Source organism: Halobacterium yunchengense (assembly GCF_037031165.1).
Lineage (GTDB): Archaea > Halobacteriota > Halobacteria > Halobacteriales > Halobacteriaceae > Halobacterium > Halobacterium yunchengense.
This window is the reverse complement of the sequence record NZ_JAYEZL010000003.1, coordinates 500,000-516,443: the sequence shown is the minus strand read 5'-3', so window position 1 is coordinate 516,443 and position 16,444 is coordinate 500,000. Positions and strand designations below refer to the sequence as shown.

Sequence of the window (16,444 nt, the reverse complement as noted above, 5' to 3'; positions counted from 1 at the left end):
GACGATCTCGACCGGTGCGTGTCCGGACCCCCCACACCCTGTTTCCAATGTCTTTCACCACTCGCCGCGACTCGACACACACCCCATTTCCAGTGTCCTCACACGCCTCGTTTCCAGTGCCACGGGCGCGAGACCGGCTCTCGTCATCGAACACGGTACACACGTCACGCATCACGCCCATCACCTCCTGCACCAGCAGCCACTGGATCCAACGCCGCGACGTACTCTTCGATGAACTGGAGCGCCGCCGACCACGACCGGATCCGTCGTAGTTGTGCATCGAGCACCCGCCACCGACGCTCCCCATCCACATCGAACGGGACCGCCGGCAACCGCGCCCACACATCCGCAAACGACCGCGACGGCGCACCACCAAGCCGCGCTGCCGGCCGATCACCCGGCTCACCAGTCACGTGCAACGCAAACCCCGACGTCACCAGCACCGTCCGATGCGGCACAACCACCGGGTCAGCGCCGGGCGGCGTGACCGCGAGGAACAACTCATCGAACTCAACCCCCGACCGGTAATTATCCAACAGGGCCGCCGCCAGCACCGTGTGGTACTTCAACGACGTATACGGGTAGTATGGTGACTCACTGAACAACGACGTCACCACCGAATCCAACCACGCCGCATGCAACGCCTCCGGATCCTCGATACTGATCAGTTCAGTTAACGACCCGCCGACATCAGCGACCGGCTCCACCGTCGACGCCACCTTCCCGGTCAGCAACGACACCCTGAACCACGACTCGTGCGCATCCAACATCTGTTCTGGTTCTCCGCGCGGCCGGCTGAGTAACGCCGCATCCCGATCCGCACCCAACGGCACCTGCTCGTTCACCCGAATCCCCCAGAACGAGTCTTCAGCGTGCTCGTGCCCACGCATCCGCGCCTTGTGGATATCGTGCCTGTACACCGCGACCATCGGACCCACACCCGAGTCACCCGACTCCTGCTTCGACACGAACGGGCGGATCGACTCCGACGGCGGCTGCAACGACTCCCCACCTGATTCACCAGGATCCGTCACGCCGACCCACCTCCCGGCATCGCAACGTCCCCATCACGCGCCGCCACACGCACCTGCAACGCCCGCACGAACGCCGGACGACACTCAGACGCCCACACCTCATCCTTCTCCTCCATCGCCTGCGTCACCGCCTGCGCCCGATTAAACACCCGCCGCACCTCCCGCTCATTGTATAGCGGATTAATCACCCAGACGTCAGCGATACCAGCACCGAAGTTCCGCGCCCCACCGAGCTGGAACGTGAACTCGTCCGCGTGCGCATCCAGGAACGACACGGCTTCTAGCAACAGCCCAACGAACTCCAGCTTCAACTCTCGGAGCGTCAACTTCCACGTTCCCTCGACGTTCCCAAGGACATCACGATCCGCCTGGCGAAGCGGTTGCCCACCATCCGACTCGTTCCGCGACCGCACCTGCGACGACACCTGCCGGTAATGCGCCTCCGCCTCACCCTTGAGGACATCGACGTTCCGGCGAATCGGTGAAAACGACACTGGCCGACGCAGCAGCTTACCGGGCTGAGAGCCGAACCCGCCGAACAGGTCGTAAATAACGCACCTCTCGTCGTGTTCGTCGAGGCACGCACCCTTCTCGTGGTAACCCGACTCCAGGTCACGCTCGTACGTCTCGGCCCGCATGTAATCCGCATTCGGCTCACCCGGATGACACGCCGTCGACCCAGCAACCTGGAGCACCTGCTCACAACCGTGCCGCAGCCAGCCCGACAGCGTGAACGGGCTGATTTGTCCTTCGATCTGATTCATCGGATCATCCGCCTCATACCGATCCGCCGACGCATGATGCCGGTCCGTCACGATCCCGTCTCCTGGGGACAGCAGATCGATTTCAAGCCCCACGTACACGTCCGGCAGCAACATCTCCTCTACCGACCGCGGCAGGTCCAGCTCGACATCGAGATGCGAATCCACGAGCGCTGGCTCGTTCGACGTCATCGCTCACCACCCCAGAACAACCCACGAACCACGCCGCCATCTGAACGACCCGCACGACGCTTCGTCTCACCCAAAGACACCTCCGCCGACGACTTGGTCGTTTCCGGCGTCTCAACGTCAGATACAACGTTTGCAACCGAGCCACCATCTAAGACCAGACGGACGGACTTCGTCGCCGCCGCACTCACCGCCACAACTTCCGGTGAGAGCAACACCGGCCACGACGACTGGGTCGCGCCATCAGAACACCATCCAACACGACCCTCAACCACCAGTTCACGCACACCCAGCGTGTACTCCCTCGGGAGCTCATGTTCCTCGTCACCGCACACTACATACCCGACCTGAAACATCACCTCCCCAGCCGGTCGAAACACGTACACAACAACCGAATCACCCTCCCGAAGAGAAGAACCGCACACTTGATACGTCGCGGCCCCTTCCCCGAGCGAAACTTTATTTATTTGATGTATGTCTTCAATTAGTGGTCTGTCGCCGCCTTCTTGTGTTTCCAATTTTGAGTTCTTCATGGGTTCTCAGACCGTATTTGGAACCCAGCCTGGGTGCTGCAACACCCGGGCACTTCTGTTGATTAGTGCCCAGCGGCTGCGTTCCCAGCCATTAGTCGAGCGTCTATTGGCATAAACCTTTGGACGACCGACTAATGGCATCGTTCCCAGCAGTCATATGTGAAATGGCACTCACACCACTACTATGGGCGACCGGGATCGGGACGAAGAAAGTGGGAAATTTACAGAGGAATACCCTCTCCAAGAGTTCTTAGAAGCTTTGTCTGAGCTAGGTCCGAGTGGGACGACGGATATTTCAGACTACATTGGCTGTGATCGTCGAACGGCCTATCTCAAATTGAAAACGCTCGAAGACGAAGGAGAAATCCGAAGCCGAAAGGTCGGAAATTCTCTTCTCTGGGAACGGGACGAATAGTTCACATAATCACCGAACAGCGAAATGTCCCCGGTAGAGATAAGTGCGTTCTCTTTGCAGGTAACAAGCATCTTCAGCAGCTAACGCGAGACCATACTAACCTCTAACAAATGAGTTCAAAACTCCCTTCGAATATCCAACCTGGAACCGTCGTAGAAAACCGCAATAGACTCTGGAGGGTTGACGCCGTTGATGGAAACGTGGTCACGGCAACCCCTCTAGACGGGAATACAGCTGACAGGCACCGGTTCTATACCCCTGTCGAGAACATCAGAGAGGGGAGCTTAGAACCCCCGGACTCAGAGAAGCTCGGCAATCCCGAGTTTCAACGCCTACTGAATCGAGCGTACCGCCTTTCGATGCTCCACGGGACAGCCCCGCTTGTGAGCCTTCAGCGTTCAAGGGTAATCCCGACCGAGTACCAGCTCACTCCAGTGGTGATGGCACTCGATATGCCTCGTGTTCGGATGCTACTGGCGGACGACGTCGGTCTCGGGAAAACCATTGAGGCAGGGCTCATTACCAGCGAGCTCATGGCTCGCAACAAGGCGGATCGAATCCTCATCATCACGCCTGCGAATCTTCGGGAACAATGGCGTGAGGCGTTCAATTACTTCTTCCACATCGATGCGGACATCATCAGTCGACGCCACCGAAAGGCGATGGAAAAGGAGATCCCGCCAGGAACCAGTCCGTGGGAACACTTCTCGAAGCTCATCGTCAGCATCGACTATGCGAAGCAGAATAGCGTCCGGCACGAGATTCTCGATCAAGATTGGGACCTCGTCATCATTGACGAGGCGCACCAAGCGGCGAAGCCCCACGAATCCGGGGCGAACGAAACGGTCGATATGCAGCGCTGGGACTTTGCGACCGAGATCACCGACCACGCCGAACACTGTCTCCTCCTGACGGCTACGCCTCACAACGGGTACACGGATTCGTTCGCCAGTCTGATCCGGATGCTCGACGTCGACGCTGTCTCCGGGCCTCGACACGATCCCACTATTCATCGAGACGTTGCCCGAAAGCACGTGGTTCAACGCCGGCGAGATGACGTCAAGCAGTGGTTCTCCGATAGCGAGGGGAAGAGTCCCTTCCCGGAGCGTGACCAAGACGAGGTTCGGGTCACACCCACGGAGTACGAGAAGGAGACGTACGACGCCGTTCGGGAGTACGGTGAACTGCTGATGTCCTCCGCACAGCGTTCCAGTTCCAAGAGCCAGACACTGGCACGCTGGTCCGTTATTCACTTCCTCAAGCGAGCGCTGAGCAGTCCCGAAGCCCTCCGACGATCTCTGAAGAACCGCCAGGACAAACTCGAAGGTCGGTTGGAGGATCTTGACGAGGAAGACACCCAGACTGTAATCGAGGAAACAGCCGGGATCTCTGAGTCGATGGCACAGGCAAATGCACTCGACGACGACCCCGGTGAAGAGTACAGCGAGGAGGAGGTCGGGGAACGAGTCGAGCGAGTCGTCACGGGTGACAAAGCCGCCATCGAACAGGAGCTGGACGTTCTCGAAGACGTCGCAGAGAAGGCGGAGCGAGTCACCAAAACCCGTGACGCAAAGCTTCAGCGGCTTCTCGACGAGACACTTCCCAATCGGTTCCAGTACCCCCGTGTCATCATCTTCACGAAGTACGTGGACACGCTGGAGTACCTCGAAGAGCAGATCAAGGACTCGCAGAGCGACGAAACAGAGGTCTTCACGCTTCACGGATCGCTGAACGAAGCCCAGCGGAAGGAACGGTTCAAAGAGTTTGAGGACTCTACACGGGGCGTTCTCATCGCCACCGACGTGATATCGGAGGGCATGAACCTCCAGCACGCGGCGAACCAGATCATCCACTACGAGCTGCCGTGGAACCCCAATCGTCTGGAGCAACGGAACGGCCGAATCGACCGGTATGGTCAAAAGAACGACGAGGTCGTCATCCGGACGATGGTGGTCGAGGACCAGATGGACGTCGCCATCCTCGAAAAGCTCGTCCAGAAAGCGAACAACATCAGGCAGGAGTACGGCTTCTCACCGCCGTACTTCGGTGACGACGAGGGTATCCTCGAACTCCTCAAAGACGAGGGGATCGACGCCGGCGTTCCACAGGCGACACTCGAAGAGTTCGGAGGCGGTTCCGCACCAGCAGAGCGTGAGAGTGCAAGCGTCTTCGACGACGAGACACTCGACCGGATTAAGTCCGAGTCCTTCTACGGACACACCGAAGTCGGACTGCAAGAGGTTCAGAAGCGCCAAGAAGAGACGCACCAGCGGATCGGCGGTCAGGGAACCCTGGAACAGTTCGTGAAGAGCGCTTTGGACTTGTTCAGCTGCTCGTACGAGATGAACGTCCAAGGCCACCTCGACATCAAGATCACCGCTGACCGGCTTCAAGGACCGGATATCGACCGAGAGTACGAGGACGTGACGTTCGATCCGAACGAGGCGTCCCAGTCCTCGGACACGGTGATGCTCGACATCGCCCATCCGCTCGTACAGCGGCTCATCGAAGCCGTCAAAGAAACTGCGTTGACCGACGAGGATCGCTATGGGCGAACTGCCATACGGGGAACCGATGAGGTGAGTGAGCCGACGGCAGTGTATACAGCACTGGTTCGGTACGTGGCGGACACCGAGCCTGACCCAACGATTATGGAGGAGTTGGTGCAGGTCGGGTTGCCGATCTACAGGGACGAGCCCCTCGATCAGGACATCGTCGAGGCGCTGGAGGAAAGCGAAGCCAAACCGGTTCAGCTGACACAGATGGAGAAGGAAGACGATCTCGAAGCAGCACTCGGACACGAGGCGTTCGAGCAGACGCTACAACGGCGAGCAGAACAGCGGCGGGACAAGATCGTCGAACAGCGGACTGAGATGCGAGCGGAGCTTGAGAAGTCCGGAAGTGGAAGCTGGCTGTCCGGGATTGACGACGTCGAGATTGCGAGCAAAGATCTGCTGACTGTCACCGTCTACTACGGGAGCAACTAACGATGAGTATCGATACACCCTCTACCGACGCCGAAGCCGAATCGAGTTCCAGTACGCCACGAACCGGATCGACGACGTTCATCAACACCAGCGGCGGTTTGCTCACGGACGAACTGGTGAGCAAGCTCCGCCAGCGTCATTGCGGGGAGTCCGCCGTCCGACCGGAGACCTTTGCGTTACCGAACACAGAGCCGCCCGAAGAGGCCGACGTCGAAGCGGAGATCGGGGATACGTGGGACACGCTTCGAGAGCGGTGGGACGAGCTCACGATGGACGAGACGCTGTTCCATATGGACGTCTCGGACGCTCGTACGAAGTGGATCCTCAAGTTGTTCCAGAATCTCGGGTTCGAGCCGGTCTTCCAGCGGGAGAATCTCGAAGCGGGCGGCATCGAGGCGAACCTCTCACACAAGGGGTGGCCCGACGGCGAGATCGAAAGCTACGGTGAGATGGAGGGGCGGACGGCTCCGATTATCCATACCGTCGAACCAGAACAGAAGCTGGACGAGAAACCGGAGGATGCTCCCCGTGGTGCCAAGAGTCCCCACGACACACTCCAGGAGTTCCTGAACGCCAGCGACGAACACGACTGGGCAGTCGTAACAAACGGACTGACGCTCCGGATTCTTCGTGACTTCTATCACACGTATACCCGTGGGTACGTGGAGTTCGATCTGGAGAATATGTTCACGAGCCGGAACTATGGGGACTTCCGGGCACTCTACCGGCTCTGCCACGCTACACGGTTCATCGAGCCGGTCGTCGCCGACGATGAAGACGATGACATCGAGACTCCGCTGGAGCAGCTGTATCAGGTCGCTCTGTCTACTGGGGTCAAGGTTGGCAAAGACCTCCAGTCCAACGTCGTAAGCGCCATCGAGACGCTGGGAACGGGGCTACTCAATCAGGAGATTCGAGAATACCTCGAAGAAGGTGGAGAAGAAGAGGCCAAGGAGTACTATCAGGAGGTTCTGCTCTTGGTGTATCGCCTGCTCTTCCTGATGTATGCGGAGCAGCGGGGAATGATGGCTTCCCGTGATAGTCTGTACACCGACGAGTACAGCATCACAAACCTCCGTGAGAAGGCGGAAACACGCACGAACAGTAGTGACCGGAACAGCGACCTGTGGCACGGATTGCAGTCCACATTTCGTCTCGTCGAGAAGGGCGATGATGAACTGGGTGTCCCTTGTTACAACGGGATGCTCTTCGACTCGGATCGGCTCGAATGGGTGTCAGAAAGCGAGTGCTACAACGACGACCTCTTGGACGCAATAGAGGATCTAACGCTCATCGAACACGAAGGAACTCGCCAGCGCATCTCGTACGCCGACCTCGGCGTTGAGGAGATCGGTTCCGTCTACGAGAGCCTTCTCGAATTCACACCGAAGCTTGCAACCGAGGTTGTCGAGCTAGAAGACCGAACGGTCTCTCACGGTGAATTCTATCTTGATGATCGAGGTACGGAGCGAAAGGAGACCGGGAGCTACTACACCGATCCCGGACTGGTACAAGAACTCGTTCAGAGTTCGCTCAAGCCCGTCGTAGAGGACCGCCTCGAAGATGCTGCCACAACTGACGAAAAAGAAGATGCTCTCCTCGATATCTCGGTCTGTGACCCAGCAAGCGGAAGTGGGGCGTTCCTGATTGCTGCAAACAACTTCCTCGCACAGCGCCTCGCTCGCATTCGGTCTGACAGCGACTATCCGCCTGAAGAGCAGATTCGAGAGGCCCGTCGAGACGTCCTTCAACATTGCATCTATGCTGTCGACCTCAATCCGATGGCCGTCGAACTGGCCAAGGTCAGTCTGTGGATCAACTCCGCTGTGGAGGACAAACCGCTGAACTTCCTTGACCATCACATCAAATGCGGGAACTCCCTAATTGGAGCCAACTCGGAGCTTGTCGAAGGCGAGTTCCCCATAGACGCCTACGAAACCTCCGGAGGACGTGACTGGCATCTCGGGAACGAGATCCGAAAGCGAGTCAGGAGCGAAAACAAAGAGCGGTCTAAGGGTTCTTCCGAGTCGTCGCTACAACAATGGGGAGCGGGTAAAGAGGAGTACGTGGATATTGCTGAACGACTTGATGAGATTGAAGAGGAAGATACTGAAGATATTGAGAAGAAGAGAGAGCTGTACAACGAACTGCAACAGACAGAAGCGTACCAGCAAGAGAAGCTAGCATACGATATCTGGACAGCAGCGTTTTACTGGCCAATGGATGGCTCTACGAAAGAATATCCGTCTCCATCCACCATCGAAAAGGTTCGCCGGAATCCGAATCCAGATGATGACGCACTCCAGGATCTGATAGAGCGAGCTACGAAGATTGCAGAACAACAACTGTTCTTCCACTGGGAGCTAGAATTCCCGGAGATATTTGGAGGTATTTCACCGGGGTTTGATTGTATCCTCGGTAATCCTCCTTGGGATAAGGTGAAAGTGGAAGAACGCGAATGGTTCGCAGGCAGAGTAAATGAAATAGCAGAGAAAGAGTCGAAACGTAAACGAACACAACTAATTGAAGAATTATCGAACTCTAATAAAGAGATCTATGATTCTTGGAAACTTGCATCCAAGAGAGCGGCTCAAACATCGAAGTTTATACGAGAATCGGGTCGTTTTCCCTTATCTGGCAGGGGTGAGATAAACACATACCCAATATTCGCTGAATTAGGACACAAGGAGTTGACTGCACCAAAAGGTCAAATGGGGATGGTTGTTAAAACAGGTATTGCTACTGATTTCGGCACTCAAGATTTATTTGCTGATCTTGTTGACAGCAATTCCATAGTGTCCCTGTTCAGCTTTGTAAATAGTGAAGGTCTCTTCCCAGATGTTCATCCAAATGAACGGTTCTGTTTATTAACGACATGTGGTTCTCAGATCAATATAGACAATTTCTCGTTATCATTTTATAACACAAATATAGAGATGTTGAGGGATGAGGAGCGAAGATACACATTGACAGCTGATCAGCTGGCAAAGATTAATCCGAATACGAAAGGAGCCCCAACTTTTGAAAATCAGAGAGTAAGGGATATTGCCGTGTCTATTTACAATAAATTCCCTGTCCTAATTAATGACGTCGAAAACACGAATCCTTGGGGAATAACTTACCACACGCTATATCACATGACGAATGACTCTGATGTGTTCGATGAAAACACAAAAGAATCACTTGAGGATGATGGGTTCTCATTGGGTAAAGACGGAATATTCAAAAAAGGTTCTGAGACGTATCTTCCTCTCTATGAAGCGAAGTATATACACCAGTTTGACCACAGATACGGTACTTTCGAGGGGATCCCAAAAGAAGACCGATTCAAAAGGCGAGCAAGCACTAGGGATCTCACAGACCAACAGAAGAAGGATGTAGACTACGAAATAATCCCTCGATATTGGGTGGCAGAAGACGATTTCAGAGAAGATATCGAGAATTTAGAATGGGATCAAGAGTGGGTTTTCGCATTTCGAGATGTTGCGAGAGTCACTAGTGATCGACGTACTGCTATGGGAACTATTACTCCGTTTTACCCTTTCAGCAACAAAGCCCCATTCCTAACGTTTGAAGACTGGGTCGATGCTGAGGAAGCGGTGTGTTTCACAACTTTATTCACGTCTTTCACCTTTGATTTTGCTCTTAGACAATCTCTGAGTGGTGCTTCCATAAATCTCTACATTTTAAAACAACTTCCCATGCCTGAGCCGACATACCTCAACAAGTTCGAAGTTGAATATGAGGGGAGATCAGTTTCACTGAAAGAATTTCTGTATAAGAGAGGTTTAAAGTTGATGTGGACTTCTCATTCTCTGGATCCTCTTGGGGAAGATCTCGACATAAGTTCTGGCCCTTATGAGTGGGACACTCAAGAAAGAGAACAATTGAGAGCCGAAATTGATGCGGTAATAGCAAAGCTATACGGACTGAACAGATCAGACTTTGAATTTGTATTAGATTCCTTCGATATATTAAAGAAACAGCAAGTAAGTCTCCATGGAGATTATAAACAAAAGAAAGATTGCCTCAATACATATGATGATATTAAGTTGAGGGAATAAGTGGTGTATCTATTCTTCGTTCCCACGTAAGGTCTTCAGTTGTTTCCACTCATCGTCTTCCTCATTATAATAATCCCACCACCGCCATCCATTAACCTCGTATTCTTTCCCAGTAGCATCCAGATTGGCTTGGCGAGCGGCTCCTGTCGGGGAGTATTTTTCATTTTGGTACACGACGTGCCCCTCCCGAACTGTTGCTTTAATCATCTCGCCCGCTTGATCTCCTCGTCTATATTTATGCCGTAGTTTGGTCCCGTCTTCTAATTTGCCAAGGGCAGGATGACCATTTTCCACTGAATAACTGTTCCCAGACATTAGTCTGAGTTCTTGTTTATAAAGTAAAAGAGTTAGCCACCTATTGAACCATCACTATTCATCTCAGCTATATTCTCCGTCTGCCGAGATTAACAATACAATTATCCCGACCGTTCTTTTACTGAAGAGCAACAAGTGTGACCGAAGTTACTATAGCCAATATTGTGGGTGTTCTCGATTTTCATCGAGAGCTCGATCTAAAAGCTGTTGCCGACTTATTGGAGTCCACAGATACGGTATCTGAAGTAAATTATTCACCAGCAGAGAACCACTGGCTTCAAACCAGGTTCAAAATAGATAATGAGTCAAAATATGTGGCGTTCTATCGTTCTGGAACTTGTGCAATAGTGGGTTGTAATTCAATTCAAAAATTGAATGAGATCTCTGAGAGAATCATAGATAGTATGAGTCCCGTTATACGGGAAAGTCCTACTTTAGAAGTCAAAAATTTAGTTTGTGTTGGAGAAATAAAGCAAAACCTCAATCTTGAACGTATTGCTATTGAAGCCGGCCTTGAACAGATAGAATATGAGCCGGAACAATTTCCTGGATTAATTTATCGAGCAATCAATTCCCAAGCAGTATACCTTATATTTGCTAGTGGAAAAGTTGTGATTACAGGCACATCAACTATTGATGGCGCAGAACAACTATTCCGGGATTTAATTAGCGAATTATCTGAATGGGGCATTCTAGACTAACTCAGCACAAGCATTTTGTCGCACTTGGCCATCTGACAATGTAATGGCCACTCGTCTCAATCCTTTCGACGCCCTCGATAACGTCCAATCATCTTATCGCTCCTACGTCGAGACATTCCAGAACGTCGACGACGAGACGATCAACGCCTGGATTGAGAATCGCATCGAGACGGGAAAGGTACTGTGGAAGGAACCGTTCGTCCAACTGAATCAGCGCTTCCAGTACGGCGATACCCTCGAAGAGTTTGTTGCAGACGATAAGCTCCACGAGGGTATTCTGGACGTGTTCACCGGTGCTGGCGGCGATCCCATCGAGCCGTACAAACATCAGACAGAGGCGATTCAGTCTATCCAGTCCGGGAACAACACCATCGTTTCCACGGGAACGGGATCGGGGAAGAGCTTCGCTTTCGGGATCCCCATCGTCAGCCATTGTCTCGAAGCCAAGGAGCGGGATGAGGACGGGATCAAGGCGGTCATCATCTATCCGATGAACGCTCTGGCGAACTCCCAGTACGAGGACTTCGCGGAGCGGCTCGAAGGGACGGGGCTCCGACTGGGGCTCTACACAGGGGACACGCCTCACAACCCTGACGAAGCACCTGAGTTCCTCCGGCAGTTCGGCCGTGAGGAGGCGTTCGACTCCGAAGTTGTCTCTCGGGAAGAAATGCAGAACGACCCGCCGGACATCCTGATGACGAACTACGTCATGCTCGACCTCATCCTTACCAGGCATGACGACAAGAAGCTCTTCCCAGAGATGCACGAAGGAGCCTTGCAGTATCTGGTTCTCGACGAGATCCACACCTACACCGGCCATCAGGGAGCCGACGTCGCCGCACTCGTCCGCCGGCTGAAGCAGAACACCGACGCCGGAGAGGAACTCGTCTGTGTCGGTACCTCTGCGACGGTCCAGAGTGACGAGGGAATCGACGCCAATGACGAGATCGCCGAGTTTACAGGGAAGATCTTCGGCGAGGAAGTCGACGCCGACAACGTCGTTCGGGAGTCCCACTATCCGCTGCCCCTCTCTGACGACGAACCACTCCCCAACGATATTGAAGTCACCGAGGGCGATATCGCAACCTTCGATGGGAGTCTCGAAGCCGCACAGGACCTCACCGAGAAGCTCCTCGACCGGGATCTAATGCCGGCGGAAACGACCGATGCGTCAGCACTCGGAAACACACTGGAGAATCATCCCACGATCAAGTTCCTCGACGAAGAGCTCAGCACCCAGAGCCAGCAGATCTTCGCCGGCGAGGACGACGAAAGCGAAGACGGGAAGGATCTCGTCAGTAGCTATCAGGAACAGTACCGACCCGATGCATCTCGGTACGACATCGAGCAAGAACTTCAGGCCGCTCTGCTCGTCGGAACGGTTGGAACGACCGAGATACAGGGCGAGGAACAACCGATCTTCATCCCGAAGCTCCACACCTTCTTCAGTCAAGGGAGTGGTCTCGTCTCCTGTCTCACCGAGGAATCCTTTGAGGACGACGATCCCCACCTGAGTGACGCCGGCGACATCGAGTGTCGTACGTGCGCCCAAGAACACGACCGTACCCGGACTGCCTACCCGCTCTCGTTCTGTCGGGGATGCGGTCAGGAGTACTACACCACGGTCGTCGATCAAGAGAACACCGTCACACAGGGTGCGCTGAGTACCTTCGTAGACACCGAAGAGGACGAAGAAGAGGCGTACCTGATGCGGGGCGATTGGGACCGAGAAACCGCTCCCCTCCCCGATGAGTGGCTAAATGAGAACGGCCAGCTTCGAGACACCTACGTTGAGGCCGAACCCCGACCAGCTACCTACTGCCCGGAATGCGACCAGCTTACCCCCGGACGAGTGGAACAGGGGCAGCTCGAATGCGGATGCTTCGCTGCACAGGGCGTCGAGGTGATGCGAGTCAACCAGCCGTTCCTGTTCTGCCCGAACTGCGGGGTTCACTACACTCGTCGGGTCAAGAACGAGTTCAACAAGCTGTTCACGTTCGGGACGGTCGGTCGTTCGACGGCGACGGACGTTCTTATCGGAAACACGATGCGGAATCTCCCCGACGACCAGCAGAAGACTATCGCCTTCTCCGACAATCGACAGGACACTGCGCTACAAGCGGCTCACCTCAACAACCTCTACCAGCGGGTTCGATTCAGACGCTCGCTGTACCATACTCTCGCAGAGGGCGACGACGTTAGCCTCACCACGCTCGGGAACGACGTCTTCGACCTCCTTGATGACGAGGAAGCCCTTCCGCCAGCCATCGACACGGGAATGTTCGGGCCGTCGGCAGAGGACCGTCAGAACTACAGCGACTACCTGCTGTTCAACGTCATTCTCGAACTCGGTCGTGAACAGCAACGCACCCAGCAGAGTCTCGAAGACGTCGGGTTGATCGACGTCGAATACGAGAACCTCGACAAGCTGGCGGACGTCGACGACGTTTGGGACTCGATCCCCGTGCTTTCGAATGCAAATCCGACGGTGCGGGAGGAATACGTCCACGGATTCTTAGACATCTTCCGCCGGAGCATTGCGATAGACCACGAAAGCACCACGAACTTCGCCGACTTCAAGCGGAACGTCATCAACCAACTCGACGAAGAGGTCCATTTCCACGGACAGGAGTTCTTCAACTTCCCAGTCGGATACAGCGATACGGCAAGTACCAGTGGGAGACACCGTGTCCGTCGACTCACACACCCCCGTTCTCGACACGTCCGTTGGACAGCCCGTGCGTTAGACGTCGACACCGATACTGCGAAAGCGATCATCAACAGCGTCATCGACCTCATCAGCGACGACGAGGTACTCAAACTGTTGACGCAGGAGTCGCTGAAGTACACCGGGAAGGTGTATATGCTCAACCACAGTGCGATTCGGGTCACGCAGGCCGATCCTGAGGACGTGCGAGTCTGCCCGAAGTGTGGAACACCGACGACTCGGGATGAACTCGACGTCTGTCTGAACTACAGTTGCGACTCGATTACGCCCGAGGAGACGGATCTCGAATCGTCCTACTTTTACGATCTCTATACCGAATCGTTCGACGACGCCGTCGACATCATCGCCGGCGAACACAGCGGTCAGGTTGAGAACGAGAAGCGGAAGCAGCTGGAGTCGGACTTCCGAGAAGGCGAGAAGGTAAACACCATCGTCTCGACGCCGACAATGGAACTCGGGATCGACATCGGTGACCTCTCGAACGTCTATATGCGAAACGTCCCGCCGAACCCGAGTAACTACGCCCAACGTTCCGGGCGAGCCGGGCGACAAAACCAACCGTCACTCGTCACGACGTTCTGTGGCCGTGGGTTCGGACGTGGCTCCCACGACCAGTACTTCTACCGAAATCCGGAACGGATTATCGCTGGGGAGATCAGTCCGCCAACGTTCCTGCTCAACAATCAGGATTTGGTTGAGGCGCACATCAACGCCCTCGTTCTCGAACAGATCGAACTGAAGTTCCAGAGCAAGCCCCGCCAGATGCTGGTCATCGAGGAGGGAAGCGACTACGAGATTATGCCCGATTATCGGGCAGATCTGGAGAATGCCGTCAAGAACAACCGACAGAAGATTATTCAAGCGGTGAAGCAAGCGTTCGCCCGTGAGCGTGAACAGGATACCGTCGGGGAGTGGTTCACTGATGCCTTCATCGAGCGCCAGGTGGACAACTTCGTCGAGAATCTCGATGCGGCATTCGATCCATGGCGGCGTGAGTACACCCGACTGAGCCGTGAACTGCGGCGGTTGAACCAACTCCTCGCCACAGAAGGAGGATCGTATCAGGATCGGATCGAGCGCAACGCCATCGAGGACCGCCTAGAGGATATGCGTTCGGGGAAGAAACGCTTCTACACGTATCAGTACCTCCGCTCACAGGGATTCTTGCCGAACTACGGATTCCCCAGACAGAGTACGACGCTAACGTTCACTTCCCGAGAGGACGACATTCAGCGAGATCAGACAAGGGCTATCAGCGAATTCGCACCTGGAAACCACGTTTACTACGCTGGAGAGCGGTTTGCTGTTCGGTATGCTCGGCCTCGGACGAAAGATTCGGAGCCAGTCACTCGACATCTCCGTGTCTGTCCGGAGTGCGAAACCATCCTGATGGGAGAGGATGCTCAGGAGGCCGCAGCGTGTCCCTCCTGTGAGACCTCCTTCGATGGGACCCATCCGAATCCGAATGCGATGGAGCTCCCGAACCAACACGCTCGACCGGAAGAGTACATCACCAGCGACGAGGAGGAACGCCGTCGACAGGGCTACGACATCAACAGCTACTACGAACGGTCCGACCCCCAAGCATACGACTTAGAAGGAAACGGGATCGAGGCCCGAGTGACATACGAAGGGAGTGCGAATATTGTCTTAGTCAATAGCGGGCTTCGAGATGCTGACGAAGACGACCTCAACGGATTCGCCCTCTGTATGGAGTGTAACCGCTGGCTGACGAGCGAGGACCAAATCGAGAGTCACGTCGACGAAGACGATCCGGACTGCTACGCTAATGCGTCAGAGGAGGCGATCAAGCGTGAAATCGAGTTGTTCTCTGAGGGGCAACACGACACGGTGACACTGACTACGCCACTCCCCAGCGATCTGGAGCCAGAACAGACTGAGGAATTCTATCGAACCCTCAAGGAAACCGTCTATCAGGGCATTCTGGTTGCGTTCGATTTGGACGAGGAGGAGATCGACACGTTCGTCAAACCAGGAACAGGGGAATACGGACAGGTTACCATCGTAATCTACGAAACCAGTGAGGGTGGCGCAGGTGTGCTCCACTCGCTGATGGACGAGGCACGCTTCAGAAAGGCAGTTCGAGAGGCACAGACCGTCCTTCACGGAGATCCCGATGACGATGGTTGTGAGCGAGCGTGCTATGAATGCCTCCTGTCTTTCTACAATCAGCCAGAACACGAGTTCCTTGACAGAACACTCGTTGAGTCGTGGTTAGAGAATATGGAATCTGGGACGCTGACGGAACTGCCCGGAGGAAGTGGTGGTGAGGACAAGGGGAACTTCGATAAGCTACTGGAGGCTTGTGAATCCAGCTTTGAGCGTGAAGTGCTTCATACCATCCGAGATCAAGGGTTCGAGCTACCCGACGATGCCCAGAAAGTCATCTATGACGGAGATGAGCCAGTCGCAAAGCCGGATTTCTTCTACGAGCGGTCAGGAAGATCTATCGCTGTATTCGTAGATGGGCCTGCCCACGAGAAGGATTACGTCAAAGAAGACGACGAGCAAAAGCGGACCCGACTCAAACAGATGGGATATCGTGTAGTCCCTATTACTGATATTGAACAAGTAGCGGACGTATTGAGAACAATTTGACCAGCTAGGTCTGTTGAACGCGTTTCATCAAACTCCCTCAATATGGACGTGAATGCTACTGAATACCGAGTGCTGATAACCATCGCTGTCGTCTGATC

The 16,444-nt window shown here is 54.6% G+C and carries 8 protein-coding genes; 4 read left to right on the top strand and 4 right to left on the bottom strand.

What is annotated here, in order from left to right; translation table 11 throughout:
• Positions 1-164: 164 nt before the first annotated feature.
• The 3 genes from U5911_RS11705 to U5911_RS11695 form a co-directional block, all read right to left on the bottom strand.
• Positions 165-929 carry a DUF8168 family protein gene (locus U5911_RS11705; RefSeq protein WP_418771516.1) on the bottom strand — a complete coding sequence of 255 codons (765 nt, stop codon included), beginning with the start codon at positions 927-929 and terminating at the stop codon, positions 165-167.
• Between the two features lie 101 nt (positions 930-1,030).
• On the bottom strand, positions 1,031-1,987 hold the full coding sequence (locus U5911_RS11700) for a hypothetical protein (protein ID WP_336034336.1): 957 nt from the start codon (positions 1,985-1,987) through the stop codon (positions 1,031-1,033).
• On the bottom strand, positions 1,984-2,517 hold the full coding sequence (locus U5911_RS11695) for a DUF8112 family protein (protein ID WP_336034335.1): 534 nt from the start codon (positions 2,515-2,517) through the stop codon (positions 1,984-1,986). The genes U5911_RS11700 and U5911_RS11695 overlap by 4 nt, the downstream gene beginning before the upstream one ends.
• A 525-nt stretch (positions 2,518-3,042) precedes the next feature.
• Between U5911_RS11695 and U5911_RS11690 the strand changes: the two genes are divergently transcribed.
• A complete protein-coding gene (locus U5911_RS11690; protein ID WP_336034333.1) occupies positions 3,043-5,919 on the top strand; it encodes a helicase-related protein in 2,877 nt (958 codons plus the stop codon).
• Positions 5,920-5,921: 2 nt separating this feature from the next.
• Complete coding sequence (locus tag U5911_RS11685) at positions 5,922-9,983, top strand: Eco57I restriction-modification methylase domain-containing protein (RefSeq protein WP_336034331.1); 4,062 nt, start codon at positions 5,922-5,924, stop codon at positions 9,981-9,983.
• Positions 9,984-9,992: 9 nt separating this feature from the next.
• Here the strand turns inward: U5911_RS11685 and U5911_RS11680 are convergent, their stop codons facing one another.
• Complete coding sequence (locus U5911_RS11680; protein WP_336034329.1) at positions 9,993-10,298, bottom strand: hypothetical protein; 306 nt, start codon at positions 10,296-10,298, stop codon at positions 9,993-9,995.
• A gap of 137 nt (positions 10,299-10,435) precedes the next feature.
• Between U5911_RS11680 and U5911_RS11675 the strand changes: the two genes are divergently transcribed.
• Both U5911_RS11675 and U5911_RS11670 read left to right on the top strand, forming a co-directional pair.
• Positions 10,436-10,999 carry a hypothetical protein gene (locus U5911_RS11675; RefSeq protein WP_336034327.1) on the top strand — a complete coding sequence of 188 codons (564 nt, stop codon included), beginning with the start codon at positions 10,436-10,438 and terminating at the stop codon, positions 10,997-10,999.
• A 43-nt stretch (positions 11,000-11,042) separates the two neighbouring features.
• A complete protein-coding gene (locus U5911_RS11670; RefSeq protein WP_336034326.1) occupies positions 11,043-16,346 on the top strand; it encodes a DEAD/DEAH box helicase in 5,304 nt (1,767 codons plus the stop codon).
• Positions 16,347-16,444 lie beyond the last annotated feature (98 nt).

Excerpts from the sequence above, each read along its gene's own strand:
- U5911_RS11670 (WP_336034326.1), top strand. The coding sequence starts at position 11,043 with ATGGCCACTCGTCTCAATCCTTTCGACGCCCTCGATAACGTCCAATCA.
- U5911_RS11700 (WP_336034336.1), bottom strand. The coding sequence starts at position 1,987 with ATGACGTCGAACGAGCCAGCGCTCGTGGATTCGCATCTCGATGTCGAG.
- U5911_RS11705 (WP_418771516.1), bottom strand. The coding sequence starts at position 929 with ATGGTCGCGGTGTACAGGCACGATATCCACAAGGCGCGGATGCGTGGG.
- U5911_RS11685 (WP_336034331.1), top strand. The coding sequence starts at position 5,922 with ATGAGTATCGATACACCCTCTACCGACGCCGAAGCCGAATCGAGTTCC.
- U5911_RS11690 (WP_336034333.1), top strand. The coding sequence starts at position 3,043 with ATGAGTTCAAAACTCCCTTCGAATATCCAACCTGGAACCGTCGTAGAA.
- U5911_RS11680 (WP_336034329.1), bottom strand. The coding sequence starts at position 10,298 with ATGTCTGGGAACAGTTATTCAGTGGAAAATGGTCATCCTGCCCTTGGC.
- U5911_RS11695 (WP_336034335.1), bottom strand. The coding sequence starts at position 2,517 with ATGAAGAACTCAAAATTGGAAACACAAGAAGGCGGCGACAGACCACTA.